At 70.2% G+C, this 22130-nt stretch carries 19 protein-coding genes; 12 read left to right on the top strand and 7 right to left on the bottom strand.

Annotated elements, in window-relative coordinates; genetic code table 11:
• The first annotated feature begins 92 nt into the window (after positions 1 to 92).
• A complete protein-coding gene (locus ACZ7L7_RS31740) occupies positions 93 to 377 on the top strand; it encodes a HEAT repeat domain-containing protein (protein ID WP_471593054.1) in 285 nt (94 codons plus the stop codon).
• Between the two features lie 69 nt (positions 378 to 446).
• On the opposite strand, the gene hppD is transcribed toward ACZ7L7_RS31740, so the two are convergent.
• A complete protein-coding gene (gene hppD / locus ACZ7L7_RS31735; RefSeq protein WP_285513963.1) occupies positions 447 to 1652 on the bottom strand; it encodes a 4-hydroxyphenylpyruvate dioxygenase in 1206 nt (401 codons plus the stop codon).
• A gap of 167 nt (positions 1653 to 1819) precedes the next feature.
• Positions 1820 to 2485: a helix-turn-helix domain-containing protein gene (locus ACZ7L7_RS31730; RefSeq protein ID WP_285513964.1), complete on the bottom strand. Its 666-nt coding sequence runs from the start codon at positions 2483 to 2485 to the stop codon at positions 1820 to 1822.
• A gap of 240 nt (positions 2486 to 2725) precedes the next feature.
• On the opposite strand from ACZ7L7_RS31730, the gene ACZ7L7_RS31725 reads away from it, so the two are divergent.
• The 4 genes from ACZ7L7_RS31725 to ACZ7L7_RS31710 all read left to right on the top strand — a co-directional run bounded on the left by ACZ7L7_RS31725 (position 2726) and on the right by ACZ7L7_RS31710 (position 6472).
• Positions 2726 to 3907 (top strand): homogentisate 1,2-dioxygenase, encoded by a 1182-nt coding sequence (locus ACZ7L7_RS31725; RefSeq protein WP_285513965.1) that lies wholly within the window; start codon positions 2726 to 2728, stop codon positions 3905 to 3907.
• A complete protein-coding gene (locus ACZ7L7_RS31720; RefSeq protein ID WP_285513966.1) occupies positions 3904 to 4767 on the top strand; it encodes a hypothetical protein in 864 nt (287 codons plus the stop codon). The genes ACZ7L7_RS31725 and ACZ7L7_RS31720 overlap by 4 nt, the downstream gene beginning before the upstream one ends.
• The gene (fahA, locus tag ACZ7L7_RS31715) at positions 4764 to 5954 is read left to right on the top strand and encodes a fumarylacetoacetase (RefSeq protein ID WP_285513967.1); all 1191 of its coding nucleotides are present in this window, start codon (positions 4764 to 4766) and stop codon (positions 5952 to 5954) included. Before ACZ7L7_RS31720 ends, fahA begins: the two co-directional genes overlap by 4 nt.
• 77 nt (positions 5955 to 6031) lie before the next feature.
• Positions 6032 to 6472: a hypothetical protein gene (locus ACZ7L7_RS31710; RefSeq protein WP_471593050.1), complete on the top strand. Its 441-nt coding sequence runs from the start codon at positions 6032 to 6034 to the stop codon at positions 6470 to 6472.
• Positions 6473 to 6487: 15 nt separating this feature from the next.
• Here the strand turns inward: ACZ7L7_RS31710 and ACZ7L7_RS31705 are convergent, their stop codons facing one another.
• The 3 genes from ACZ7L7_RS31705 to ACZ7L7_RS31695 all read right to left on the bottom strand — a co-directional run bounded on the left by ACZ7L7_RS31705 (position 6488) and on the right by ACZ7L7_RS31695 (position 8958).
• Entirely contained in the window at positions 6488 to 7006 is a 519-nt protein-coding gene (locus ACZ7L7_RS31705; RefSeq protein ID WP_285513969.1) for a hypothetical protein, read from the bottom strand.
• A 183-nt stretch (positions 7007 to 7189) separates the two neighbouring features.
• On the bottom strand, positions 7190 to 8173 hold the full coding sequence (locus ACZ7L7_RS31700; RefSeq protein ID WP_285513970.1) for a hypothetical protein: 984 nt from the start codon (positions 8171 to 8173) through the stop codon (positions 7190 to 7192).
• A gap of 155 nt (positions 8174 to 8328) precedes the next feature.
• Complete coding sequence (locus ACZ7L7_RS31695; RefSeq protein WP_285513971.1) at positions 8329 to 8958, bottom strand: GNAT family N-acetyltransferase; 630 nt, start codon at positions 8956 to 8958, stop codon at positions 8329 to 8331.
• 312 nt (positions 8959 to 9270) lie between these two features.
• Here ACZ7L7_RS31695 and ACZ7L7_RS31690 point away from each other — a divergent pair, with 312 nt between their 5' ends.
• On the top strand, positions 9271 to 10296 hold the full coding sequence (locus tag ACZ7L7_RS31690) for a LacI family DNA-binding transcriptional regulator (RefSeq protein WP_285513972.1): 1026 nt from the start codon (positions 9271 to 9273) through the stop codon (positions 10294 to 10296).
• A 69-nt stretch (positions 10297 to 10365) separates the two neighbouring features.
• On the opposite strand, the gene ACZ7L7_RS31685 is transcribed toward ACZ7L7_RS31690, so the two are convergent.
• A complete protein-coding gene (locus ACZ7L7_RS31685; protein ID WP_453598658.1) occupies positions 10366 to 13146 on the bottom strand; it encodes a glycosyl hydrolase in 2781 nt (926 codons plus the stop codon).
• A 273-nt stretch (positions 13147 to 13419) separates the two neighbouring features.
• Between ACZ7L7_RS31685 and ACZ7L7_RS31680 the strand changes: the two genes are divergently transcribed.
• The 4 genes from ACZ7L7_RS31680 (at position 13420) to ACZ7L7_RS31665 (ending at position 18156) form a co-directional block, all read left to right on the top strand.
• Entirely contained in the window at positions 13420 to 14718 is a 1299-nt protein-coding gene (locus tag ACZ7L7_RS31680) for an ABC transporter substrate-binding protein (RefSeq protein WP_285513974.1), read from the top strand.
• A gap of 109 nt (positions 14719 to 14827) precedes the next feature.
• The gene (locus ACZ7L7_RS31675) at positions 14828 to 15775 is read left to right on the top strand and encodes a carbohydrate ABC transporter permease (RefSeq protein WP_285513975.1); all 948 of its coding nucleotides are present in this window, start codon (positions 14828 to 14830) and stop codon (positions 15773 to 15775) included.
• Complete coding sequence (locus tag ACZ7L7_RS31670; RefSeq protein ID WP_093723449.1) at positions 15772 to 16674, top strand: carbohydrate ABC transporter permease; 903 nt, start codon at positions 15772 to 15774, stop codon at positions 16672 to 16674. Before ACZ7L7_RS31675 ends, ACZ7L7_RS31670 begins: the two co-directional genes overlap by 4 nt.
• A gap of 63 nt (positions 16675 to 16737) precedes the next feature.
• The gene (locus ACZ7L7_RS31665) at positions 16738 to 18156 is read left to right on the top strand and encodes a GH1 family beta-glucosidase (RefSeq protein ID WP_472077738.1); all 1419 of its coding nucleotides are present in this window, start codon (positions 16738 to 16740) and stop codon (positions 18154 to 18156) included.
• Here ACZ7L7_RS31665 and ACZ7L7_RS31660 read toward each other — a convergent pair.
• On the bottom strand, positions 18143 to 19375 hold the full coding sequence (locus ACZ7L7_RS31660; protein WP_285513978.1) for a PP2C family protein-serine/threonine phosphatase: 1233 nt from the start codon (positions 19373 to 19375) through the stop codon (positions 18143 to 18145). The genes ACZ7L7_RS31665 and ACZ7L7_RS31660 overlap by 14 nt on opposite strands.
• A gap of 228 nt (positions 19376 to 19603) precedes the next feature.
• On the opposite strand from ACZ7L7_RS31660, the gene ACZ7L7_RS31655 reads away from it, so the two are divergent.
• Positions 19604 to 21625, top strand: coding sequence for a sensor histidine kinase (locus ACZ7L7_RS31655; RefSeq protein ID WP_285513979.1), 2022 nt, complete (start codon positions 19604 to 19606; stop codon positions 21623 to 21625).
• Positions 21622 to 22065 carry a roadblock/LC7 domain-containing protein gene (locus ACZ7L7_RS31650; RefSeq protein ID WP_285513980.1) on the top strand — a complete coding sequence of 148 codons (444 nt, stop codon included), beginning with the start codon at positions 21622 to 21624 and terminating at the stop codon, positions 22063 to 22065. The genes ACZ7L7_RS31655 and ACZ7L7_RS31650 overlap by 4 nt, the downstream gene beginning before the upstream one ends.
• Positions 22066 to 22130 lie beyond the last annotated feature (65 nt).

Here is a 22130-nt window from a genome sequence, read left to right as displayed (position 1 = left end):
TCAACGTCATCTGGGCTCTGATTCGTGACCGGCGGTGCTACGAAGTGACACCGCCGGTGACTGCGGCAGCTTGACAACAGCATTAGGAAGCGGTGTCCGGTACGGACTACGCGGTGCGGGAAGCCGCCTTGAACGCGGTCTGCCAAAGCGGAATTCCGTACCAGCTCCCCTACGGCCTCCTCGAACCGCTCGCCGTTCACCTCGCGGACTTCGAGCCCCGGCTGCTGGAGTACGTGTTGTTCAGCCTCTCGGCCACTCATGACGAGCGCGCGGTGCCGGTCGTCCGGCCGTTCCTCGCCCATCCGGACGCCGCGGTGCGCGAGGAGGCGGCGATGGCGCTCAGTGAGTTTCCCCGGGTTGGGGGAAGCACGGCCTGAGCGACGGAGCAGCGGGTGCTTCAGTCGGCGACGCCGCTGAAGCACCCGCTCTCGGAACCCGTACCGCTTCTAGAAGTTGCCGCGCTTGGCCTGCTCCCGCTCGATCGCCTCGAACAGGGCCTGGAAGTTGCCCTTGCCGAAGCCGAGCGAGCCGTGGCGCTCGATGAACTCGAAGAAGACGGTGGGACGGTCGCCGATCGGCTTGGTGAAGATCTGCAGGAGGTAGCCGTCCTCGTCCCGGTCGACGAGGATGCCGCGCTTGGCGAGCTCCTCGATCGGCACACGGACCTCACCGATGCGGGCGCGCAGCTCGGGGTCGGTGTAGTAGCTGGCGGGCGTGTCGAGGAACTCGATGCCCTTGGAGCGCAGGACGTCGACGGTCCGGACGATGTCGTTGGTGGCGAGCGCGAGGTGCTGGGCGCCCGGGCCGCGGTAGAAGTCGAGGTACTCGTCGATCTGCGAGCGCTTCTTGGCGACGGCCGGCTCGTTCAGCGGGAACTTCACGCGGTGGTTGCCGCTGGCGACGACCTTGCTCATCAGCGCCGAGTACTCGGTGGCGATGTCGTCGCCGATGAACTCGGCCATGTTCGTGAAGCCCATGACCCGGTTGTAGAAGCCGACCCACTCGTCCATGTTGCCCAGCTCCACGTTGCCCACCACGTGGTCCAGGGCCTGGAAGACGCGCTTGGGCTCGTCCTCAGGCTTCACATAACCGGAGCTGCGGGCGACATAGCCGGGCAGGTAGGGGCCGTTGTAGCGGGAACGGTCGACCAGGGTGTGGCGGGTGTCGCCGTAGGTGGCGATGGCCGCGATGCGGACGGTTCCGTGCTCGTCGCTGACGTCGTGCGGCTCCTCCAGCACCGTCGCACCCTCCGCGCGGGCGTGCTTGATGCACCGGTCGACGTCCGGCACCTCAAGGGCGATGTCGATGACACCGTCACCGTGGCGGCGCTGGTGGTCCAGCAGCGGGCTGTCCGGGTCGACGCCGCCCTTGAGCACGAACCGGACCGCGCCGGAGCGCAGGACGTACGCGTGGTGGTCACGGTTGCCGGTCTCAGGGCCGGAGTAGGCGACCAGCTCCATACCGAAGACCACCTGGTAGTACAGCGCGGCCTGGGTCGCGTTGCCCACCGACCAGACCACCGCGTCCCACCCCGTCACCGGGAACGGGTCACCCTCGGCGTCGTACTCGACGAGCCCGACCAGCTGCTTGAGCTGCTGCAGATCGAGGTCCGCGAGACGCTCCTGGCTGGTGAGGGTCTGCTCGATGCTCATCCGTCATCCCTTTCGGTGCGTGTTTCCAGCGCGTGGCGGTAGAACACACCGGGATCATGCACCTGCACAACAGTTGTGTTGTCGGCTGTTCAAGGTGCTCAGTTTGCCTGCCGTGAGGGCGGCTCGTGTGTACAAATTGCTCAGCGGAGAGGGATCCGCCGGGGGCTTCACCGCGAGCGGGCCAGCCGTGCCACCGCCTCCTTCACCAGACCCGCGACCGACTCGACGTCGAACTCGTGCATGGCGACCACGCCGACCGACGCGCCCGCCGCGCCCGGCACCTCGAACCCGGCCGCGATCCCGGTGGCACCCTGCTGGAGCTGCCCCGAGGTGACGCTGTACCCGCGTTCCCGTGCCCGCGTGACCTCCTCGGAGTCGTCGGGGTGGGGCGGCTGGAGCGCGAGGATGGCGACGCCGTTCGCCCCCTTCTCCAGCGGATGCCGCACGCCGATCCGGTAGCCCACCTCGACGGGCCCCTGCTGCACGGCCGGCCGCGCTCCCGCCACCGGCACGCACTCCCGCGTCCCGTGCGCCACCGTCAGGAAGGCGTACGTCCCGGTCGCGTCGGCGAGTTCCTGGAGCACCGGCTGGGCGGCGGGCACCAACTGCTGCTGGAACCGTCCCGCCAGCGCCGCGGCACCGGCACCGAGCCGCAGCCGCTTGCCCTGCCGGGAGACCAGCGCGTGCTCCTCCAGCGTCTGCGCGATCCGGTACGCGACGGCGCGGTCGATCCGCAACTGCGCCGCGAGGTCGGCCACCGTCAGACCGTCGGCAGCCCGTGAGATCAGGTCCAGAGCCCGCAGCCCGCGATCCAGACCTTGCAGCGTGGCCATCAGCACCTCCTGATCCCACGCGGCGCGCGGGAATCCCATCAGATCGTCTTCGGGCGACACGTTAGGCCACCTGACGCACACCGGACGTGGACCGGCCGCCTTGACTGGGCCGCCGCCCGGGACCTAACTTCCAAGTGTTTCCGTAAACGCACAAAAATGTGCGCTGAGCGCACACACTGACCGACGACAGACCTCACTCCGCGCACGGCACCACGGCTCCGAGTCCTGAGGAGAAGAGACATGCCGTACTACCACCGGGCGGGCTCGGTTCCGCCGAAGCGGCACACCCAGCACCGGGACCCGGACGGGAAGCTCTACTACGAGGAGCTGATGGGCGAGGAGGGCTTCTCCTCCGACTCCTCGCTCCTCTATCACCGGCACATCCCGTCGGCGGTGCGGGAGTACCGCGTGTGGGACCTCGGCGACCAGTCCCTGGTGCCCAACCACCCCCTGATCCCCCGCCACCTGTCCACGCACAAGCTGTTCGCGGACGGCGAGGCGGGAATCGACGCGGTCACCGGCCGCCGGCTCCTGCTCGGCAACGACGACGTCCGGCTCGCCTACGTCGCGGCCGACACGGTCAGCCCGTACTACCGCAACGCCATCGGCGACGAGTGCCTGTACATCGAGGACGGGCAGGCCCGCGTGGAGACCGTCTTCGGCGACCTGGAGGCCGGCGACGGCGACTACGTCATCGTCCCCCGGGCGACGACCTACCGGATCGTCCCCCACGGCGTCGTGCGGATCTACGCCATCGAGGCCGCCTCACACATCGGCCCCGCCCGCCACTACCTGTCCAAGCACGGCCAGCTCCTGGAGCACGCGCCGTACTGCGAGCGGGACTTCCGCCTCCCGGACGGGCCGAAGACCGTCGAGGGCGAGGACGTCGAGGTCCACATCAAGCACCGGGGTCCCGGCGGGGTCGTGGGCACGGTGCACACCCTGCCCAACCACCCCTTCGACGTGGTGGGCTGGGACGGCTGCCTCTACCCGTACGCCTTCAACATCCGTGACTTCGAACCGATCACCGGGCGCATCCACCAGCCGCCGCCCGTGCACCAGGTCTTCGAGGGCCACAACTTCGTGATCTGCAACTTCGTACCGCGCAAGGTGGATTACCACCCGCAGGCCGTACCGGTGCCGTACTACCACTCCAACGTCGACTCCGACGAGGTGATGTTCTACTGCGGCGGCGACTACGAGGCCCGCAAGGGCTCCGGGATCGGCCAGGGATCGATCTCCCTGCACCCGGGCGGACATCCGCACGGCCCCCAGCCGGGCGCGACGGAACGCTCGATCGGCGTGGACTTCTTCGACGAACTCGCCGTCATGGTCGACACCTTCCGCCCTCTCCAGCTCGGCGAGGCCGCCCGCGAGACGGACGACGGAACCTACGCCTACTCCTGGGAGCAGAACCGATGACTCCGCAGATCCCGCCCGTGCTCGCCGGCCTGTTCGACGACGCGGCGGTCTTCCCGCCCGGCAGCCTGCCCATCGAACAGGCCGTCACGGCGCACGTCGAGCACACCCGGGGCGCCCACGGCGCACTCGTCGGTGCCTTCGTCCTCGCCGCCAAGGACATCGCCCGGCTCACCGAGCTGACCGCCGGCCTGCCCGAAGCCTCCTTCGACCTGTCGGTGACCGTCGCCCTGCCGGGTGTCGCCGACGCGGTCACCGCCACACGCCGGATTCCGGCCGTGCGCCTGGTCGGGCTGGAGGTCGCAGTACCCGGCGGGGTTGCCGCCGAATCGGTGGTACCCGCGCTGCGCGAAGCCCTCGGCGGCGACGACCTGACCGTCTACGTCGAGGTGCCGCGCGACGCCCGCCGCGCACCGCTGCTCGCCGCACTCGCCGGAACGCCCTACCTGGCCAAGTTCCGCACCGGCGGCGTGCGCGCCGATCTCTACCCCGACGAGCGCGAACTCGCGGCGGCCGTCCTGGCCGCGGTACGGGCCGGGGTGCCGTTCAAGGCGACCGCGGGGCTGCATCACGCACTGCGCAACACCGACCCGGAGACCGGATTCGAGCAGCACGGGTTCCTCAACCTCCTCGTGGCCACCGACGCGGCCATCAAGGGAGCCGAGGAGGCGGAGGTCGTGCGGTTGCTGGCCGAGCGCGACGGCGACCGGATCGCCGAGCGCGTACGGGCCCTCACGCCCGAGGTCCGCGAGGTGTTCCGCTCCTTCGGCACCTGTTCCGTGGCCGAACCCGCCACCGAGTCGGCCGGACTCGGCCTGCTGCCCGCCGCGACGATCGCCGACCTGACCGAGGTGTCCGCATGACCAGCACCACCCGCCCGACCGTCCCCGCCGACTCCCTCTTCGGCCTGACCAACCTGCCCTACGGCGTCTACTCCGTGCCGGGCCAACAGCCGCGCGTGGCCACCCGCTACGGCGACCACGTCATCGACCTGGCCCTGTTGCTGGACGACGACGTCTTCGCGCGACCGAGCCTCAACGACTTCATGGCACAGGGCCACGCCCGCTGGGTCGAGGTCCGTGCGACGCTCACCGAGCGGCTCCGGGGCGATATCCCCGTGTCAGCCGTGCACGACCTGGACACCGTCACCCTGCATCTGCCGTTCGAGGTCGCCGACTACGTCGACTTCTACGCCTCCGAACACCACGCCTCCAACCTGGGCAGGCTCTTCCGGCCCGACAACCCCGACCCCCTGATGCCGAACTGGAAGCACCTGCCGGTCGGTTACCACGGCCGGGCGGCCTCGATCGTCGTCTCGGGCACCGACATCATCCGGCCCTGCGGTCAGCGCAAGGGCCCCCAGGACCCGGCACCGGTCTTCGGCCCCTCCACCCGCCTCGACATCGAAGCCGAACTCGGCTTCGTCGTCGGCACCGGCAACGCCATGGGCGACTCCATCCCCGCCGAGGAGGCGGACCGGCACATCTTCGGTGTCGTCCTCTTCAACGACTGGTCCGCCCGTGACATCCAGGCCTGGGAGTACGTCCCCCTCGGCCCCAACCTGGGCAAGTCCTTCGCCTCCACCATCTCCCCGTGGGTGGTCCCCCTGCTCGCCCTCGACGCGGCACGGGTGCCAACTCCCCTCCAGCAGCCCTCTGTTCTGCCCTACCTGCAGATGCGGCAGCCGTGGGGACTGGACATCGACCTCACCGTCGCCTGGAACGGCGAGGTCGTCTCCCGGCCGCCCTACGCCACCATGTACTGGTCCCCCGCCCAGATGCTCGCCCACCAGACCGTCAACGGCGCCCCCTCCCGCACCGGTGACCTGTTCGCCTCCGGCACCATCTCCGGACCAAAGAAGAACCAGCGCGGCGCCTTCATCGAACTCACCTGGGGCGGCAAGGAACCCATCACCGTGGGCGGACAGCAGCGCACCTTCCTGGAGGACGGAGACGAAATCGTCCTCACCGCCACAGCCCCGGGCGCCGACGGAACCCGGATCGGCTTCGGCGAGGCGCGGGGGCGGATCGTCGGCAGCAAGGTCCGGTAGGCGTTAGCCCGTGGCACGGTGCCGTGGTGGCGAAGCTACGATCGGGCGCATCGATCGGTGAGGGTGGTGGGACGTCCGTGGATCACAGCGACATCGAGGACCGGATCCTGGCTGACGGGCTGGGCGCCCTCGGCGCGGCGAGCGGGGGCAGCGGGCGGCTGGTCCGAGCCGTGGCGAAGCGGCTGAAGAAGGACGTCCACGAGATCGAACTGCTCGTCCCCCTGCCCTTTCACGAGACGGTGGAGCGTGTCTTCGGCGTGATCGGCGGTGTCGGCCGGGCCGTCGAGCCCCTGCCTGCCGGTACCGCCGAGGAGCGGACGATCCGTGTGGTGACGGGCGGCGGTGTCGGCGGCCTGAATCCCGTGGTGGTGACGGCGCGCGTGCTGAGGTCCGCCGAGGCCACCACGGAAGTCCGGCTTCGCGCGGCCGCCAAGGAGGGGCTGATCAAGCAGCGGGCCGGGGAGAAGACCGCCGTCCACCTCGCCGCCCGGCTGCGCGAGGCAACCGGGGCGGCCTGAGCGTCCGGGGCCGGGCTACGCGCCCTTGTCCTCGACGTACGTCTTGTCGAACCAGTCGATGAAGTCCCGCACGGTACCGATCTTGGCGACCCGGGCGTGCAGGGCCTTCTGGTCGTGCCCGGCCAGGAACCAGCCGCCGGCGACCGGTTCGCCGCAGTCGCAGCCGCACAGGCGGGTGTCGTGCGGGGAGTCGAAGTAGGTGATCGGGTTGCGGGTCGAGTCCACGGGCGGCTGCTTGCCGACGTACGTGTCGTGGACCTCGTCCCCAGGCTTGAGGTACCGGCCCTCGATGGCCTTGCGTCCCCCGGCGACCGGGACCAGTCGGTCGATCTCGATCGCCATGCGCACCTTGCCCTCGTGGGACAGCAGTGCGTACTTCTCCTTCTCCGCGCGCTCGCCGAGGACCCAACAGCCCCGGTTGGCGCGGAAAAGGGCGTCCTCGCTCATGCTCTCGTCGTAACCCACGTACTCACGGCCGAGTTGGTCTTCCTTCGGGTCGACGTAACGCATCCGGCCGAGCGTGATGTGGATCATGATCCACCCCCCAATACATCGATACCCAGGGCCTCTTGCCCTGCCGACTATGGGCAACTATGACAGGCGGACCGGATACCTTCAACCCCTAGGACGCAAGGGTTTCAACTCACGTGGCCGCAAGGCGTGGCCGGCGTGAACCCGAGGGAATCCTCACGCCATCTTCACCAACCGGGCGCGCCGTCAGGGGCGCAAGGTGACGCCGAACAGGGTCTTCATCCGGTGCAGTTCCCACAGCGAGACCCCCGTCACGGTCAGCGGGCCGCCCAGCGTGGCGCAGATCTGGACCAGGGGTGGACCCGGGGGCAGACCGTCGCCGATCATGTTGATGACCGCGAACACCCATACGAGAGCCATGGTGAGGACCGGTGCCAGCATCGGGTGGACCTGCGCGCTGTTGAAGGCGCTGCGGGCCGAGTGCACCGACGCGAAGAAGAAGAACGGGAAGCCCCAGACGATCACGACGAGTGAGGCACAAAGGAGGACGTACTCCCACCACTGCGCGCCGTCCTCGGCGTTGACCGTCAGCGACGTCGGAAGGAGCACCGCGCAGATCACGGCCAGCGTGAGCACGTACCAGCCGACCGTCTTCAGCGGAATGCGCAGGCGGGAACGCAGGTGCGGGCGCAGATGCGGGGGCGCGTAGTAGATGAACGCGGTGACGACCAGGGGCGCGGCGATCAGCAGGACGAACGGGGCGATGAGGAGTTGGGCGGCGCCGCGCCACGCCGCGTCCTCCCAGCGGTCCGGGTTCACGTTGTAGGCGAGGATCAGCAGGACACTCGCGGCGGCGCCGAGCACCGTGCGGGCCAGCTGCACACGGTCCGCCGTGCGGTCGATGATCTGGTTGTCGCCCCGCTGCGCGAAGACCCTCACGGCCGCGCGGTTCGTCGAGCGCAGCAGCCAACCCCAGGGTCCGAAGAACAGGAAGGTCAGGCAGCCGCCGCGCCGGGCGGCGGGCCTGGTGGGCTGGGGAACGTAGGGGTGCGGCTGGTTCGGGATCGGCGTGGGGTACGGGCCCGGGTAGGGCCCCGGGTTCTGCGGCGGCGGCCCGTACGGGTCGCCCTGCGGGGGTCCGTACGGAGCGCCCCAACCGCCCTGGCCTCCCGGTCCGTTGCCGCTCGGCTGACCTGGACCGGTGCCCGGTCCCCATCCCCCCGTAGCCATGCTGCTCCTCGTTCCCTTTCAGCCAGTTGTTGTGCGTGGGCTGTGATGCCAGCGCGCAGTGTAGTTGCACGGTCGGCGCCCTTTGCGGCATCCCGTGGGGTCCGGTGCGGAGGTGAAGGTTCTGCGGAGCCGGGCCGTTCACGCCGGCCCGCGGGTCATCCCACCGACAGCCGCCGTGCCATGCGCTCTTCGAGGCGCGCCCGGCGCTCCGGCCACTCCTGTGCCGTGATGGAGAAGATCGCGGAGTCGCGGAGCCTGCCGTCCTCCCCCGGCACCCAGGAGCGCGACCAGTTGCGCAGTACGCCCTCCAGGCGGGCACCCGCCGCTTCGATGGCCGCCCTGGAGCGCAGGTTGCGCGCGTCGGTCTTGAGGTCGACGCGCGCCACGTTCCAGGTCTCGAACGCATGCCGGAACAGCAGGTACTTGGCCTCCGTGTTCACACCCGTGCCCTGGGCCGACGCCGCGAGCCAGGTGAAGCCGATCTCGATCGCGCACAGGTCCGTGCCGTCCGGCCACAGCCGGGGGTCCCAGAAGGACGTGCAGCCGATCGCCCGCCCCGAGGACCGGTCCACCTGCGCGTAGGGCGCGAGCTTCCCGACGGCGGCGCGGGCGTGCTGGGCGTCGATGTACGCCCCGACCTCGTCGGCCCTCGGCACCCATGTGAAGTCGTACGAGCTCCGGTCCTCCTCCGCCGCCAGGGCCAGGTCGGCCGTGTGGCGGCGCTCCAGGGGCTCCAGCCGCACCCGCGTGCCTTCGAGTACCGGTCCCTGAAGTACGAAGCTCATCGGTCCCCCGTCGCGTGCGGCTGCACTGATCATGTTCCGGGCCGTAGCGTTGCAGGGCCGACGCCCTCTGTCGCGCGAATTAAGGTGCAGCGTCGCGCGAATGAGGGTGCCGCCGCCGCGCGAATCGAGCGCCGTCGTCGCGCGGACGAGGGCCCGTCCGCCGACGGTCCCGCCCCTGCGAGGCGGTAGGCACCTGTTCGACGGCCTATCCCCCGTTTGGGAGCGCTCTCACACCTTCGTATCCTGCCGATATCCTTGAACAGTCCGCATCACCGTCGATACGAAACGTGCCCAGTCGAGGGAGTGCCCGCCTTGCCCGACCCGATCACGGGGCCCCGCCCCACTCTGGAAGCCGTCGCTGCCCGCGCCGGCGTCTCCCGGGCTACAGCCTCGCGCGTGGTCAACGGGGGTGCGGGGGTGCGCGCCCCGCTGGTGGACAAGGTGCGCCGGGCGGTCGAGGAGCTGGGCTATGTGCCCAATCACGCGGCCCGGACCCTGGTCACCCGGCGCAACGGCGCGGTCGCCGTCATCATCGCCGAGCCGGAGTTCCGGATCTTCTCCGACCCGTTCTTCGCCCAGCAGGTGCGCGGCATCAGCCGTGAGCTGACCGCGAACGACTCCCAGCTCGTGCTGCTGTGGGTCGAGGGGCGCGGCGATCACGACCGGATCGCCCGTTACCTCGGCGGCGGCCATGTGGACGGTGCGCTCGCCTTCTCCGTGCACAATGACGACGAGCTGCCCGCGCTGATCGAGAAGTCCCGCATTCCCACCGTGTTCGGCGGCCGGCCGGTCGAGGAGCGCGGCCTCGCGGCCCCGTACGTCGACTGCGACAACCGCGGCGGGGCCCGGCAGGCGGTCCAGCACCTGGTGTCGCTGGGGCGGCGCAGGATCGCGCACATCGCCGGGCCGCCCGATCTGACGGCCGCCATAGACCGGGTCGACGGCTACCGGGACGTGCTCATCGACGCCGACCCCTCCATGGTCTGCCAGGGCGACTTCACGGAGCAGGGCGGCGCCCGGGCGATGGCCGAGCTGCTGGAGCGGCACCCGGACCTCGACGCGGTGTTCGCCGCCAACGATCTGACGGCTCTGGGCGCGCTGCGCACGCTGCGGGAGCGCGGGGTGCGGGTGCCGGAGGACGTGGCCGTGGTCGGGTTCGATGACATGGCGTCGGTGGTCGAGCAGGCCGACCCGGCGCTGACCACGGTCCACCAGGACATCGAGGGCATGGGGCGGCTGATGGTGAAGCTGCTGATGCGGCTGCTCGACGAGACCGGCGGTCCGGCTCCGGCCTCTGTCATCACGCCGACCTCGCTCATCCGGCGAGTGTCCGCCTGACGCGCAGGGGCGCGGCGGGCGCCGGCTCGATGGCCGGTGCCCGCCGCGCCGAAGGCGGTCAGGACGGGGTCAGCCGAAGGGGATCACCAGGACGGAGTTCTCCGTACCGGTCTGGATCTTGGAGGTGCCGTTGCCGATGGCGCTCCAGACCTCCAGCCGTACCGTGCCGTTGTTCATGGTGCCGAGGGTGCCGCTGGAGGACTTCAGACCTCGGGTCTGGTTGTACTGCTCCCATCCCGGCACCGGGTCGGTGGCGAAGTAGTGGTAGGTCTCCGTGCGGTCGTAGGTGCCGTCGCCGGTGAGGTCGTAGCTGACCCTCACCTGCTGGCCGAGGCCCACCGTGGTGCCAGCGTCGACCTGGAACTTGAACTCGGTCGAGGCGCCCTGCTTGAGGGTGCCGTTGACGCCGCGGGCCACGTAGACGAGCGGCTGGTTCGGGGTGCCGTCGTGGTTGGCGCCCCCGGCGGAGGCGATGGTGTCGCTGCCCGCCGTGCCGTCGGTGGCCGTGGTGAGCGTGCCGCCGGAGCGCAGCCGGAAGGTGTTGCCGGTCGGCTCGGGGTCGGGATCCGGGTCCGGCTCCCCGCTGTCCTCCCCGGTTCCGGACGCGGTCGAACGAGCCGGCACGGACAGGCTCTTGCCGTCCGAGAAGGTCACCGTGCGGGCGCTGGAACCGTAGTTGTGGGCGACGTAGGTGCGGGTGCTGCCGTTGCTGAAGACGGCGGAGGTGGGGATGTCACCGGTCACGGTCGGGTCGGGGGCGCCGAGCGCGCCGAAGGTCTCGATCCAGTGGTAGGTGTGCGCCTTGGTCTCGCCGGCCTCCGGGTCGTACGAGCCGTGGCCCGCGTCCCACTTGGCCTTGGCCGCCGACGGGTCCGCGAAGGACTGGAACTCCCAGAGGATGTCGCGCCATTCCTGGGCCGGTCCGCCGTTCTCCCGTTCCATCTCCGCCAAGTTCCGCCGGATGGCCGCCTTTTCGCCACCCAGGTGCAGGGAACCGCCGGTCACCGGCAGGACGTTGATGCCGTGGATCTCCTCGGGGTTGGCCGTCCACCAGGTGGAGTAGGCGCCGCCGCTGCCCCAGACCATGCCGACGGTGTCGTGGCCGAAGGAGGACGGGAAGACCTGCTCGTCGGCGTCGAACCAGTACTGGGCGATGGCCTCGGCCTCGGTGGTGAGCAGGTAGCTGCCGAGGTCGCGCAGGCTCGCGTCACCGGTGGCGGAGCCCCACAGCACGAGGGCCGCGCTGAGGTTGGTCGACTCCGAGGAGGACTCCTGGTTGTTGCCGGCGGCGAAGCCCTGGTGGCCGGCGGCCCAGCTGTGGCCTGCGTAGACGTCGAAGCCGCGCAGGAAGGGGAAGGAGCTGTCGCCGCGGCTGGGGTTGGCGGTGTCGCGGATCAGGGTCTTGACCATGCCGCCCCAGGCGGAGTCGGCGGCCCAGGAGGAGTCGTACTGGGCGACGATCGCGGCCGCGTAGATGTAGTAGCCGTAGTGGAAGTGGTGGTCGTTGAGTTCGGCGTCGCTGCCGTAGGAGGCCGGGTAGCCGATCAGCGTCTTCCAGGCCTTGTCGTAGGAGAACTCATTGGCGCCGCCCGCGGTGAACCACTGCTCCAGGCGGCCCTTGAGGAGGTTGATGAGCTTGTCGCGGATCGCGCCCTCGCCGATCTGGTCGGCGAGCGGCACCAGCTGGGCGAGCTTGCCGAGGGCCTTGCCCGTCCAGTAGGTGTCGACGGCCCCGGAGAAGGGGTCCGAGGAGTTCGCGACGTCGTTGAGGTAGGTGCGCAGGCGCGCTGTGTCGACGGCGTTCGTCTTCGGCAGGCCCGGCAGCACCGGGGAGGCCTTCTGCGTGGTGGTGAACGTCGTGCCTTCGCGCACCTTCATGGTGCCTCGTGGTGAGACGTAGGTGTACGAGGTGAGCGCGTCCTGGGTGTGCAGCCACTGGTGCCGGTAGAGGGCCTGGAGCGTGCCGCGCTCGCTGCCCTCCTTGGCCTCGGTGGTGAGCTTGTACGTGGCGCGCACGGTGCCGCCGCTGTAGTCCCAGTCGACGGTGGAGCCGGTGACGAAGCTGAAGGCGTACTTGCGGTAGGTGGCGAGTGCGTCGGTGGAGGGCAGGACGGCGACGGAGAAGTAGTCCTTGCCGTTCAGGCCGGCGGTGATGGCGGAGCCGGAGACGTTCCAGTCGCTGCCGCTCGGCGCGAACAGCGCGTAGTGGTGTCCGCCGACCGTGATGCCGAGGACGTTGCCCTGGTCGGCGAAGACGTTCGGTGCGGAGGCCGTGCTGATCCGGGCGTCGCCGCCGGAGCCCTTGGCGTATACGAACGGCAGGCCGTGGCCGATGGTGGTGCGCAGGGTGCGGCTGCCGTCGGACCAGTACGGCGTGACGGTCCAGTCGGACCAGTCGTCGGCCTTGGTGTTGGGCGAGTTCAGCCCGCTGAGACCGAGGGTCAGGTCGGCCTTGTGGGCGTACTCGTACTGGCGGCCGTCGCCGACGATGCTGGGGGACGTCGGGTAGCCGATCTCCAGGCCGCCGGAGACGGCCTGGTAGGTGAGCGGGTGGCCGTACATCGGCGTGGAGTAGGGGTTGTCGCCGTACCGCTGGAAGGCCAGTGAGGACCACCAGTCGTTGGTGGGTACGGGCTTGTCCTTGGCGGCGTCGGTCACCTTCGGGGTGACCGGCTGGCCGGTGTTGTTGGTGGGGCCGGTGGTCCCGGCGGGGCGGGTGTCGGAGTAGCTGCCGGCGCCGATGGGGATCGTGGCGGCGGCTGCCGGGGACGCCATCGGACCGAGTCCGGTGGCAGCCAGTGCGGCGGCCAGGACCAGCACAGCGGCTGGTCGGGTGCGGGTGGCTGGCATGTTGTGGGGCACCTCATGTCATCACGACGGGTAAGTGGGGTCTCACCGTGTGCGTCCGGAACGTTTCGAGAGCGCTCTCAGATGGCCGGAAACGTACGGCCCCTGAAACACACGCGTCAATAGGTCTGACACAGAAGGCAGTTGGAGACCGAGTTCAACCCGTTATGCCTTCGACTCTTGACGGATAGCCCTTGCGACAGGCACGCTCCACCCGCAGTTTGAGAGCGCTCTCAAGGCGTTCTCGCTCCACCCCGAAGCCAAGGGAGGCTTCTTATGCCCATCGCCCGAGCCGCCAAGAGGGGCGCCGTCAGCCTGGGGGCCGTCGTCCTCGCCGGTGCCCTGCTCGCCGCCTGCGGAGGGTCCACGGACACCTCCGACACCGCGGACGGAAAGGTCACCATCACCGTGGACCTCTTCGGTTCCTTCGGATACAAGGAGGCCGGGCTGTACGAGGAGTACGAGAAGCTCAACCCCGGCGTCACCATCAAGCAGACCGACACCGAGGACGAGGCCGACTACTGGAAGTCGCTGCAGACCCGCCTCGCCGGCGGCGGCGGTCTCGCCGATGTCCAGGGCATCGAGGTGGGCCGTATCGCCTCGGTCACCCAGCAGCAGGCCGACAAGTTCGAAGACTTGAAGAAGTACGGCGCCGAGGAGCTCAAGAGCGAGTTCGCCGATGCCAAGTGGTCCGCCGCGACCGGCAAGAACGGCGAGGTCCTGGGCCTGGGCACCGACGTCGGCCCCGAGGCGATGTGCTACCGCACGGACCTGTTCAAGAAGGCCGGACTGCCCACCGACCGCGAGGAACTCGCACAGAAGTGGTCCACCTGGGACGGCTATGTCGACCTCGGCAAGCAGTACCTGAAGAAGGCCCCCAAGAAGAGCGCCTGGATCGACTCCGTCGGCAGCCTGTACTCGATCATGATCGGCCAGGAGAAGGAGCGCTACTACAACGCCTCCGGCGACCTGATCTGGGAGACCAACCCCGCTCTGAAGACCGCCTGGAACACCTCCGTGGAGGCCGCGGAGTCCGGACTGAGCGCCAAGCTCGACCAGTGGTCCCCGCAGTGGAACCAGGCGTTCGCCGCCGGATCCTTCGCCACCATCCCCTGCCCCGCCTGGATGCTCGGCTACATCAAGGGCCAGGCCGGTGACGCGGGCAAGGGCACCTGGGACATCGCCAAGCTGCCCGGCGGCGCCGGCAACTGGGGCGGCTCCTACCTCGCCGTCCCCAAGGCCGCCAAGAACAAGGAAGCCGCCTACAAGCTGATCAAGTGGCTGACCGCGCCCGAGCAGCAGGCCAAGCTCTTCGAGAAGCAGGGCAACTTCCCCTCCGCCACCGGCGCCATCGACAAGGTCGCCGGCGCCAAGGACGAGTACTTCAACAACGCCCCGATCGGCCAGATCTTCGGTGACGCCGCCAAGGCCGCCCCGGTCCAGGTCCTCGGCATCCACGACCAGAACGTGGCCCAGCAGATCACCAACGCGCTGAGCGAGGTCGAGCGCAAGGGCACCGACCCCGACAAGGCATGGTCCAACGCCAAGAAGGGCGTCGAGAACACCATCGGCTGACGCCTCCCACCGGGGCCGGTCCCCGCGCGAGCCACCCCGCGCACGGACCGGCCCCGGGCCCGCCCCGCCCCCACTGGCACCCGGCACCGACACCTCGAAGGGCCGCACCGTGACCCTCACCGCATCCGCGAAGCCGATCTCGCCGTCCCGGCCGCCCGCCGTGCGGCGTGCTTGGCAGAAGTTCTCGCCCTACGCCTACATCGCTCCGTTCTTCACCCTGTTCGCCGCCTTCGGTCTCTTCCCGCTGATCTACACGGCGTTCGTGTCGCTGTACCGGGTCGAACTGCAGACCCCCGGCGACATGGAGTGGCGCGGACTGGACAACTACACCGCCCTGCTCAGCGACGACTTCTTCTGGACGTCGCTGCGCAACACGTTCACCATCGGTGTGATCTCCACCGTGCCGCAGCTCGTCATGGCCCTCGGGCTCGCGCATCTGCTCAACTACAAGCTGCGCGGCCGTACGTTCCTGCGCACGGCCATGCTGCTGCCGTACGCGACGTCCGTGGCCGCCGCCACCCTGGTCTTCGCCCAGCTCTTCGGCCGTGACTTCGGCCTGATCAACTACGTCATCGGGCTCGTCGGCATCGACCCGGTGGACTGGCAGACCGGCACCGTCGCCTCGCAGATCGCCGTCTCCACCATCGTCATCTGGCGCTGGACCGGCTACAACGCCCTGATCTACCTCGCGGGCATGCAGTCCATCCCCGGCGAGCTGTACGAGGCCGCCGAGATGGACGGCGCCTCCAAGTGGCGGCAGTTCGTCCACGTCACGCTGCCCGGACTGCGGCCGACGATCGTGTTCACGGTCATCGTCTCCACCATCGGCGCCACCCAGCTCTTCGGTGAACCACTGCTGTTCGAGGGCTCGGTCTCCGGCGGCATCTCACACCAGTACCAGACGCTCGGGCTGTACATGTACGAGCAGGGCTGGGGCTTCTTCCACCTGGGCCGGGCCGCCGCCATCGCCTGGGTGATGTTCCTGCTCATCCTGGTGCTCGTCGGGGTCAACACCCTGATCGCGCGCCGCCGTATCCGCAAGGAGGCCGGCCGATGACCGCGCTCGCCGACCCGCCGGTCAAGCAGCCCACCGCCGACGGCTCCACCCCGGCCAAACGCCGCCGCTCCCGGGCGGGACGCACCAACCACGGCGGGCCCCTCGCCTACGCCGTCCTGATCGTGGCCGTACTGATCTCCGCGTTCCCCTTCTACTGGACGATCGTCGCCGCGAGCCGCTCCAACGCCGACCTGGCGAAGGTGCCGCCGACCCTGCTGCCCGGCCCCAACCTGATGCGCAACTTCGAGGCGGTGATGGAGGAGGCGGAGATCGGTAAGGCGCTGCTGAACTCCTTCATCGTCTCCGGGTCGATCACCGTCGGCACCGTGCTGTGCTCCACGCTCGCCGGTTTCGCCTTCGCCAAGCTCAAGTTCAAGGGCCGCAACGCGCTGCTCGCCCTCACCATCGGCACCATGATGATCCCGCCGCAGCTGGGTGTGATCCCGCTGTTCATGCTGATCGCCGAACTCCAGTGGGTGAACCAGCTCCAGGCGGTGATCCTGCCGGGGCTCGTCTCCGCCTTCGGTGTGTTCTTCATGCGGCAGTACCTCGTGCAGTCCCTGCCGGACGAGCTGATCGAGGCCGCCCGCGTGGACGGCGCGTCCACCGCCCGTATCTTCTGGTCGATCGTGGTGCCCATCGCCCGGCCCGGTATGGCCGTGCTCGGCCTGCTGACCTTCATGGCCGCCTGGAACGACTTCTTCTGGCCGATCGTCGCGCTGACCTCCTCGGAGCCGACCGTCCAGGTCGCCCTGCGCCAGCTCGGCGGCGGATACGTCCACGACCAGTCCGTGATCATGGCCGGCACCCTGCTCGGCACCCTGCCCGTGCTGCTCGTCTTCGGCCTGCTGGGCCGTCAGATCGTCGGCGGCATCATGCAGGGCGCGGTCAAGGGCTGACCCCGCGGCACCCGCATCCGCCCGTTCCGGCACCACCGTCTCACTCCTGGGAGTCCCAACCTCATGACCGCGCTCGACACCCGCCCCGACGCCATCACGCACCGCTTCCCGCCGGACTTCCGGTGGGGCACGGCCACGGCGGCGTACCAGATCGAGGGAGCCGCAGCCGAGGACGGCCGCACCCCGTCGATCTGGGACACCTTCAGCCGTACCCCGGGCAAGGTGCGCAACGGCGACACGGGGGACATCGCCGCCGACCACTACCACCGCGTGAGCGAGGACATCGCGCTGATGCGGCGGCTCGGTGTCACCGACTACCGCTTCTCGATCGCCTGGCCGCGGGTGCAGCCGACCGGCCGCGGGCCCGCGGTGCAGAAGGGGCTGGACTTCTACCGCAAGCTGGTCGACGAACTGCTGGAGGCCGGCATCCGCCCGGTGGCCACGCTCTACCACTGGGACCTGCCGCAGGAGCTGGAGGACGCCGGCGGCTGGCCGCACCGCGAGACGGCGTACCGCTTCAGCGAGTACGCGCAGATCATGGCCGGGGCGCTCGGCGACCGGGTGGCCACCTGGACCACGCTCAACGAGCCCTGGTGCGCGGCCTTCCTCGGCTACGGCAACGGCGTGCACGCCCCGGGGCACACGAACAATCTCGCCTCCCTGCGCGCCGCGCACCACTTCAACCTGGCGCACGGCCTGGCGGTGCAGGCCCTGCGCACCGCGCTGGGCACCCGCTCGGAGATCTCGCTCACCCTGAACCTGCACGCGGTGCGCCCGAACTCGCAGGACCCCGCCGATGTGGACGCGGCCCGGCGGATCGACGCGGTCGGCAACCGGGTCTTCCTCGACCCGGTCTTCCGCGGCGCGCTCCCGCAGGACCTGGTCGAGGACACCGCGGCGATCACCGACTGGTCGTTCGTGCAGGACGGCGACCTGGACATCGCCTCCACCCGCATCGACTCCCTGGGCATCAACTACTACTCGCCCGCCCTGGTCGAAGGGGTTCCCCCGGAGTCCGTGGTGCCGTTCACCGAGCCCTCCCCGTGGGCGGGCGCGGAGCAGTACGTACGCTTCCTGCCCGCGCCCGGCCCGCGTACGGCGATGGACTGGCCGATCGACGCGGACGCGCTGCACGAGCTGCTGCTGCGGCTGCGCGACGACCTGCCGGGCACGCCGCTGGTGATCACCGAGAACGGCGCGGCGTACGACGACTACGCCGACCCGCAGGGCGAGGTGAAGGACCCCGAGCGGGTGGCCTACCTGCACGCCCACCTGGCCGCCGTGCACCGGGCCATCGAGGACGGCGCGGACGTGCGGGGCTACTTCCTGTGGTCGCTGCTGGACAACTTCGAGTGGGCCTACGGCTACAGCAAGCGGTTCGGCATCGTCCATGTCGACTTCGCGACCCAGCGGCGCACCTTCAAGGACAGCGCCCGCTGGTACGCGGAGGTCATCGCCCGCGGCGGTCTCACAGCCGAATGACGATGAGGGCGGTGTCGTCCTTGTTGCCCTCGGGCGGCAGGAGGTCCGCCAGCAGGACGTCGGCCAGGGCCTCGGGGTCGAGGTCCCGGTGCCGGGTGAGGGAGTCGGCCAGCCGGGCGAGGCCGACGTCGACGTCCTCGCCGCGGCGCTCGAAGAGACCGTCGGTGTAGAGCACCAGTACGGTGCCGTCGGCGAACGGCGCGCTGGCCTGGAGCCGGGGGATGTGCTCGGGGCGGGCGCCGAGCGGGGGGTCGGTGGCCTGGTCGAGGAAGACCACGGAGCCGTCGGGGCGCAGCAGCGCGGGCGGGGGGTGTCCGGCGCAGCTGTAGATGATGGTGCGGTCGTCCCAGTCGACGAAGGCGGTGGCGACGGTGGTCGACTCGGCGCCCTCGACGGAGCGGGCGTACAGGCCGAGGGCGTCGAGTGCCTCGGCCGGGCCGTCCGCGACCCGGCAGGCCGCGCTCAGGGCGCTGCGCAGCTGTCCCATGGCGCAGGCGGCGACCAGTCCGTGGCCGACGACGTCCCCGACGGCGACCGCGAGGGATCCGTCGGGGAGGTCGACCAGGTCGTACCAGTCGCCGCACACGTTCAGCCCGCCGACGGCGGGCCGGTAGCGTACGGCGGCTCCGTGCGGGCCGGTCGGGCCGGGCGGCGGCAGCATGGCGTCCTGGAGGGCGAGCGCGACCTCGCGTTCGTGGGCGTGCGCCCTGCGGAGCCGCTCGTTGACCTCCTGGAGCTCACGGGCCCGGGTGTACAGCTCGGCCTCCAGCACGCGCGAGCGGGTGTCGCTGCCGCCGTCGCCGCCGAACGCCCGGATCAGGTCGGTGACTTCCTCGACCCGGTGCACGAGCAGCACCACCCGCCCGTCCTTGTCGACGACGGGGGCGTTGACCGGGCTCCAGTAGTGCTCCTGCCAGTGGCCCGGCCGGTCGGCGTCCTCGATGTCGTAGCGCAGCAGCGCCATGGTGTCCCGCTGGCCGGTGGCCACCGCCCGCTCCATCGACTCCCGGGTCTCCCGCATGCCGGCCGCCGCGGGCTCGTTCGGGTTCTCGGGGAAGACATCGAAGATGTAGCGGCCCAGGAGTTGTTCGCGGGTGCGCCCGGCCAGTCTCAGGAAATCGTCGTTGGCGTCGACGTAGACGAGGTCCGGGGTGAGCAGTGCCACCATGCCCGGCAGGGCATGGAAGACCTCCGCATAGTCGATGTGCGGTTCTGTCATGCACTGCCTGCCTTGGCGCCGACCGTCGGTGAGCTGTTCCAAGATAGGAGCGATCCCGCCACCCGTCCCCGGCAGTACTCCGTTCGAGGGGTGGTGCGTTCACCTGTACGGCCCTCTGCGGCCGTCACAGGGTCCGGGCCGGAGGTGTGAGGGCGGCGCAACCGAAGTTCCCACACGGCCTAACAGGTCGGAAACCGCCCGTCGTCGTGGTCGGTCTAGCTTCAGCACATGAGGGTGTGGAAGTCGTCACGGCCGGTGTTCGGCTGGCGCAGCGTCAGGGGCCGGGTGGCCGTGGTGATCGCGGTCCCGATCTGTCTGCTGCTGAGTGTGGCCGGTTATGCCGTGCACGAGCGGGCCGAGGCGGTGGGCGCGGCGCGGACGACGCGCGCCGAGGTCGGGCTCAGTCTGCGGGTGCAGTCCCTGGTCCATCATTTACAGCGCGAACGGGGCCTGACCAACGGCCTGTTGGGCGGTGAGGAGGAGTTCCGGGATCCACTCGCCGCTGTGCGCGGGCGTGTCGACGCGGCGTTGGACGACATGCGGGACGAGGACGCCGTGCACGGGGTGGTCCAGCGGCGGCTGAAGCGCCTGTCCCAGGTCCGTTCGGCCGCCGACACGGGGAAGGCGGACCCGGGCGCGACCCTCACCTTCTACACCGACGCCATCGAAGCGCTCAACACCGTCGATCCGGCGGCGCGGACCACGGCGGGCGCCGACCGTCAACTGCGCGACGGACTGGCTGCGTTGCGGGAGCTGGCCGCGGCGAAGGAGTCCGTCGCGCTCGAACGCGGTTTCCTCAACGGCGTGTTCGCCCGCGGTGCGTTCCGCGACGACGAGTACCTCACCTTCACCGAGGTGCGTGCCACCCGCGTCGCCGCCCTCTCCCGCTTCCGCCAGGTCGCCACGGATTCCCAGCGCGCCGCCCTGACGAAGGCCCTCGGGACCGAGAGCGCCGAGCGCGCCACGTCCTTCGAGAAGCGGGCGGAGGCGGCCGCCGGCGGCTCGGCGCTGACCGCCGACGCCCGCACCTGGTGGGACGCGATGACCGTACTCGTCGACGATCTGCACGGCGTCCAGCGGTCGGTCGGGGACGACGTACGGCGGCGCGCCGACGCATTGCGCAACGACGCCGAAGCGGGACTGGCGGCGTTCCTCCTCGCCGGAGCGCTCCTGTCCGCTCTCATCGCCGGTTTCGCGGCCTTCGCCGCCCGCTCCCTGACCCGCCCGCTGGGCGCCCTGGCCGAGGCCGCGCATCATGTGGCACGGCACCGGCTGCCCGAGGCGGTCGCCCGGATCCAGCGCTCGCCGCGCGAACCCGCCGAGCTCCCAAAGGACGTACCGGACGATCTGCTGGGCGGCGCCGAGGAGATCGCCAGGGTCGCCAAGTCCCTGCGCGAGGTGGAGCGGACCGCCCTCCACCTGGCCGCCGAGCAGGCCGGTCTGCGCCGCAACACCACCGAGTCCCTGGCCAACCTCGGCCGCCGCAACCAGAATCTCGTACGCCGCCAGCTCGGCCTCATCACCCGTCTGGAGCGTCAGGAACTCGACCCGGACGCCCTCGCCGAGCTGTTCGAACTCGACCACCTGGCCACCCGGATGCGGCGCAACGCCGAGAGTCTGCTCGTCCTCGCCGGGCAGAACCCGCCGCGGCCCACGACGGCACCGGCGAGTGGACTGGAGGTCGTGCAGTCCGCCGTCGCCGAGGTGGAGCAGTACCGGCGGGTCCTGATCACGACGGTGGAGCCGGTGCGGGTGCGCGGGCACGCCGTCGCCGATGTGGCCCATCTGCTCGCCGAGCTGATCGAGAACGGGCTGACCTTCTCACCGCCGACCGAGGCGGTCGAGGTGCACGGCTGGCACGACGGCGCGGACGGCGTGTACTGCTTCGCCGTCGTCGACCACGGCGTCGGCATGCCGGAGGCCGACCGTGAGCAGGCCAACGCCCGGCTCGCGGACCACCCCGGCTCGGACGAGGACGCCTTCCTCGCCGCGCCCACCCGGTTCCTCGGCCTGCTGGTCGTCGGCCGGCTCGCGCACCGCCTCGGTGCGGGCACCCAGGTCCACCTCTTCGACACCCCGGGCGGCGGTCTGTCCGCCCTCGTCACCCTCCCCAAGCGCCTCCTCGCCCCCGCGCAGGACGCCGCTGCCCCGTCCCTGCCCGCACGGCCCGCCGTCGCCGCCCTGCTCAACGGCTTCCGAGCAGGTGTCGCCCGCGCGGAGGCCGGCACCACACAAGGAGCGTCATCATGACCACCGCCGTCCAGAGCTTCGGCTGGCTCATCTCGGACTTCGTCCGCACGGCCGACGGCGTCACCGACGCCGTCGCCGTCTCCTCCGACGGCCTGCTCATGGCCGCCTCGGACAGCCTCGGCCGGGATCGCGCCGACCACCTCGCCGCGATCGTCTCCGGCATCACCAGCCTCGCTCAGAACGCGGCGACGGCCCACGGCTTCCACGGCATGAAGCTCGTCATGATCGAGATGCTGGGCGGCTTCCTCATGGTCGGCCGCATCCGCGACGGCAGCTGCCTCGGCGTCCTCGCCGCGGAGGGCTGCGACGTGGGCCTGGTCGGCTACGAGATGGCCGTCCTCGCCGACCGGGCGGGCGACCTGCTCACCCCGCAGCTGGTGCGCGAACTGCAGTCCGGGGCCGGCCTGCCCGGGTTCCAGCGGTTCGCGGGCGATCCCTGAGCCATCCGTGCTCGACTGCTGTTTCGGCTGGTGAGCAGGGCCTTACGAGGTCCACACCCCTGTTC

The organism is Streptomyces sp. NPDC110618, from assembly GCF_055657065.1.
The sequence above is the reverse complement of the archived record's forward strand: the minus strand, read 5'-3'. Positions and strand labels throughout refer to the sequence as shown.

Bases quoted from the DNA above. Each gene is read 5' to 3' on its own strand.
- ACZ7L7_RS31700 (WP_285513970.1), bottom strand. From the start codon at position 8,173: ATGGCTACGGGGGGATGGGGACCGGGCACCGGTCCAGGTCAGCCGAGC.
- ACZ7L7_RS31680 (WP_285513974.1), top strand. From the start codon at position 13,420: ATGCCCATCGCCCGAGCCGCCAAGAGGGGCGCCGTCAGCCTGGGGGCC.
- ACZ7L7_RS31665 (WP_472077738.1), top strand. From the start codon at position 16,738: ATGACCGCGCTCGACACCCGCCCCGACGCCATCACGCACCGCTTCCCG.
- ACZ7L7_RS31725 (WP_285513965.1), top strand. From the start codon at position 2,726: ATGCCGTACTACCACCGGGCGGGCTCGGTTCCGCCGAAGCGGCACACC.
- fahA (WP_285513967.1), top strand. From the start codon at position 4,764: ATGACCAGCACCACCCGCCCGACCGTCCCCGCCGACTCCCTCTTCGGC.
- ACZ7L7_RS31730 (WP_285513964.1), bottom strand. From the start codon at position 2,485: ATGGCCACGCTGCAAGGTCTGGATCGCGGGCTGCGGGCTCTGGACCTG.
- ACZ7L7_RS31695 (WP_285513971.1), bottom strand. From the start codon at position 8,958: ATGAGCTTCGTACTTCAGGGACCGGTACTCGAAGGCACGCGGGTGCGG.
- ACZ7L7_RS31685 (WP_453598658.1), bottom strand. From the start codon at position 13,146: ATGCCAGCCACCCGCACCCGACCAGCCGCTGTGCTGGTCCTGGCCGCC.
- ACZ7L7_RS31705 (WP_285513969.1), bottom strand. From the start codon at position 7,006: ATGATCCACATCACGCTCGGCCGGATGCGTTACGTCGACCCGAAGGAA.
- ACZ7L7_RS31670 (WP_093723449.1), top strand. From the start codon at position 15,772: ATGACCGCGCTCGCCGACCCGCCGGTCAAGCAGCCCACCGCCGACGGC.
- ACZ7L7_RS31720 (WP_285513966.1), top strand. From the start codon at position 3,904: ATGACTCCGCAGATCCCGCCCGTGCTCGCCGGCCTGTTCGACGACGCG.
- ACZ7L7_RS31650 (WP_285513980.1), top strand. From the start codon at position 21,622: ATGACCACCGCCGTCCAGAGCTTCGGCTGGCTCATCTCGGACTTCGTC.
- hppD (WP_285513963.1), bottom strand. From the start codon at position 1,652: ATGAGCATCGAGCAGACCCTCACCAGCCAGGAGCGTCTCGCGGACCTC.
- ACZ7L7_RS31655 (WP_285513979.1), top strand. From the start codon at position 19,604: ATGAGGGTGTGGAAGTCGTCACGGCCGGTGTTCGGCTGGCGCAGCGTC.
- ACZ7L7_RS31660 (WP_285513978.1), bottom strand. From the start codon at position 19,375: ATGACAGAACCGCACATCGACTATGCGGAGGTCTTCCATGCCCTGCCG.